3 protein-coding genes are annotated in these 3,398 nt (G+C 67.1%); all 3 read left to right on the top strand.

From position 1 onward, the window contains the following. A partial coding sequence (locus ACILQR_RS16140; RefSeq protein WP_395652386.1) for a p-hydroxycinnamoyl CoA hydratase/lyase occupies nt 1-522 on the top strand: 522 nt, incomplete at its 5' end. Between the two features lie 7 nt (nt 523-529). Further along, a complete protein-coding gene (locus ACILQR_RS16135) occupies nt 530-2,047 on the top strand; it encodes an AMP-binding protein (protein ID WP_395652385.1) in 1,518 nt (505 codons plus the stop codon). Further along, nucleotides 2,040-3,254 (top strand): multidrug effflux MFS transporter, encoded by a 1,215-nt coding sequence (locus ACILQR_RS16130; protein WP_395652384.1) that lies wholly within the window; start codon nt 2,040-2,042, stop codon nt 3,252-3,254. Before ACILQR_RS16135 ends, ACILQR_RS16130 begins: the two co-directional genes overlap by 8 nt. The last annotated feature ends 144 nt before the right edge of the window (nt 3,255-3,398 follow it).

Here is a 3,398-nt window from a genome sequence, read left to right as displayed (position 1 = left end):
CCGACCATCGCCATGGTCAACGGTTGGTGCTTCGGCGGCGGATACGGTCCGCTGTTTTCCTGCGACCTCGCCATCGCGGCGGACGAGGCCCAGTTCGCCCTGTCCGAGATCAACTGGGGCATCCTGCCTGGTGGTGGGGCGACAAAGGTCGTCGTCGACCTGATGCCGATGCGCGACGCCATGTATCACGCCATGACGGGCAAGTTGATCGACGGCAAGAAGGCCTCGGAATGGCGTCTGGTGAACGAAAGCGTTCCGTTGGCCGGACTGGAGGCCCGCGTGCGCGAGCTTGCCGGCGTCCTGCTGAAGAAGAACCCGGTGGCGCTGAAGGCCACCAAGGACGCCGTTCGGCGGGTCAAGGAGATGACCTACGACAATGCCGAAGACTATCTGATCCGGGCCCAGGAGGCTGCGAACTCCTACGACAACGACGGCCGCAAGGAAGGCATCAAACAGTTCATCGACGACAAGACCTACAAGCCCGGTCTCGGGGCCTATGAGTTGAAGCAGACGTCGGCCTGATCTGTCCATGGGGCCAATCGACGACACGGCCTTTCAGGCCCGCCGCCAGCCGGACGGGCTGGCGGCGATCGATCTGGCCTCGGGACGCCGCTGGACCTACGGCGCGCTGGACCGCGCGGTCGGGCGGTGCGCCGACCTGCTGAGGCACCGCCACGGCTGCGCTCTCGGCGACCGCGTCGCGTCGCTGGCGAGGAACCGGGTCGAGCTGATCATTCTGCATCTGGCCTGCGCCCGGGCGGGTCTGATCTATGTGCCGCTCAATTGGCGGCTCAGCGGGCCGGAGATCGCAGTGCTGATCGCGGATGCGGAGCCCCGGCTGATCGTCGGCGACGCAGGGATGCGGGACCTCGCGCCGATCGACGTGACGCTCGGCGACCTGGCGCAGCAGATCGACGGGCATGGGGCGATGTTCGCCGAGCCTGCCGATCCGGAGCAGGTGTCGCTGATCCTGTTCACCTCGGGCACGTCCGGCACACCCAAGGGCGTGATGCTGAGCGAACGGGCGCAGCGTCAGACCGCGATCAATTTCAGCCTTCTGGGTCAGGTCGATTCGCACAGCCGGATCCTGATCGACTCGCCGATGTTCCACATCATCGGGCTGATCACCAGCGTGCGGCCGATCGTGATGCAGGGCGGTGTCATGCTGGTCTCGGACGGGTTCGAGCCCGCACGGACGCTCGGCCGCTTGTCCGATCCGGACCTGGCGGTGACCCACTATTTCTGCGTGCCCCAGATGGCGGACCGGATTCGCGCGCAGCCCGAGTTCGACGGGGCGCGCCTGGGGCATCTGACCGCCTTGTTCACGGGCGGTTCGCCGCATTCGGCGGCGTCGATCATGGCCTGGCTGGACGCCGGCGTGCCCGTCGTCGATGGGTTCGGCATGAGCGAGGCGGGCACGGTCCTGGGCATGGCGCTCGATCCGGCGATTATCGCGGCCAAGGCCGGGGCCGCAGGCATCCCGGCGCCGGGGATCGCGCTGCGTCTGGTGGATGCAAGCGAAAACGATGTGCGGCCGGGTGAGCCGGGCGAACTGCTGCTGCGCGGTCCCAATCTGTTCAGCGGCTACTGGCGACGGCCCGACGAGATGGCGAGGGCTTTCACCGCCGATGGCTGGTTCCGGACCGGAGACATCGCGGTCTGCGATGCCGACGGCTATCTGACCATCGTCGATCGTCGCAAGGACATGTACATTTCCGGCGGCGAAAACGTCTATCCGGCCGAGGTCGAGGCGGCGCTGGCCGACTTTCCCGGTCTGATCGAGACCGCCATCGTCGGCGTGCCCGATGCGCGCTGGGGCGAGGTCGGTGTGTGCGCCATGTCGCACGCCGACGCCGACGAAAACCTGGCCGAGCGGGTCCGTACGCATCTGTCGGGTCGCCTGGCCGGCTATAAACTGCCCCGGCATGTCTTGGCGGTAGAGGCCTTGCCGCGCACTGGCTCGGGCAAGGTCGGGAAGGGCGATCTGCGCACCCTGTGTCTGGCGATGCTGGAGGCCAGGGAAGGAGTGGCGTCTTCGGTTGGCTGACCCCGGGACGCAGTCTCGGCCCGAAACTGGTCGTCTGGAGTTGCTCCTGACCCTGGGAGCGCTGGCCGCGTTCGGGTCGCTGTCCATAGCGATGTATCTGCCGGGCCTGCCGGCGATGGCGCAGGAGTTTGATGGGGCGGCGACGGGGGTGCAGGACACGGTCGCGGCCTTTTCTCTGGGTCTTTGCGCCGGTCAGTTGATCTACGGTCCGGTCTCCGACCGGTGGGGGCGACGCGCGCCGCTGCTGTTCGGCATCGCCTTGTATTTGGTCGCGACCGTGGCCTGCATTGTCGCGTCGAACCTGTCGACCCTGGTCGCCTTCCGGTTCTTGCAGGGGCTGGGCGGCTGCGCGGGCGTCGTGATCTCGCGGGCCATCGTCCGCGACCGGTTCACGCCGCAGGAGTCGGCCGGCGTCTATTCCACATTGATGCTGATTCTCGGCGTGGCCCCGATCCTGTCGCCACTGGCGGGGGGCTGGATCATCGCTAGTTTCGGCTGGCGTGCGGTCTTCTGGGTCCTGCTGGCCTTCGGAGTCGCGCTGGGCGTCGTAGTGTGGCTACGGCTTCGCGAAAGTAGCTCTGCTGAATCGCGACATCGCGCTCGCTCGGAGCATCCCTTCCGCAGTTATTTGGCCATCCTCGGCGATCGTCGTGTCGCGGCATTCGTGATGTGCGGGGGCTTCGGCGCGGCAGGCACCTTCATCTATATGACCATGTCGGCCCATCTGCTGATCGACGGATACGGCGTGCCAACGACCGCCTTCGGCTGGCTCTACGGGGCCGGGTCGCTGGCCGTTCTGATCGGGTCCCAAGTCAATCGCGTGCTGCTGACCCGGTTCAGCAGCCACCGGCTTCTGATCTGGTCGACCCGGCTGAACCTGGCGGCCTGCATCCTGCTGCTGGCCAGCGTGTCGCGGTGGCCCGCCCTGATCCCGGCCTTCCTTATCCCGCTGTGCCTCGCCTTCTCCATGAACGGCCTGTCCAGCCCCAACGCGGCGGCGGAGGCGATGGGGGCGGCGGGTTGGCGCGCGGGGGCCGTCGCGGCGGTCATGGGGTTCGCCCAGTTCGGCATGGGCGCGCTCCTGGCCACCATCGCCGTCAGGGTGCTGGACGGCACCGCGTTCGAGATCGCCGCCATGCTGTGCGTCACCAGCGCCTGCGCGGTGGGCTGCCTCCTGTTCGCCGGCAAGTCGCCCGCCAAGGCCTGATCCGACGCTTGCCGATCATAAGTGATGCATACAGTATATAGTTGAACGCTCGTTGCCATCGGAGCAGTACGGGCGACCTCCGGAGGATGTCCCATGAAGGCCGAACTGCTGTTGACCGTCGCGCTGCTCAGCCTGTCGGGCATG

The organism is Brevundimonas sp. (genome assembly GCF_044239655.1).
In the GTDB taxonomy this organism is placed as follows: domain Bacteria; phylum Pseudomonadota; class Alphaproteobacteria; order Caulobacterales; family Caulobacteraceae; genus Brevundimonas.
Note: the sequence above shows the minus strand (reverse complement) of the source record. Positions and strands in the feature narration are given on the sequence as shown.

Excerpts from the sequence above, each read along its gene's own strand:
- ACILQR_RS16135 (WP_395652385.1), top strand. The coding sequence starts at position 530 with ATGGGGCCAATCGACGACACGGCCTTTCAGGCCCGCCGCCAGCCGGAC.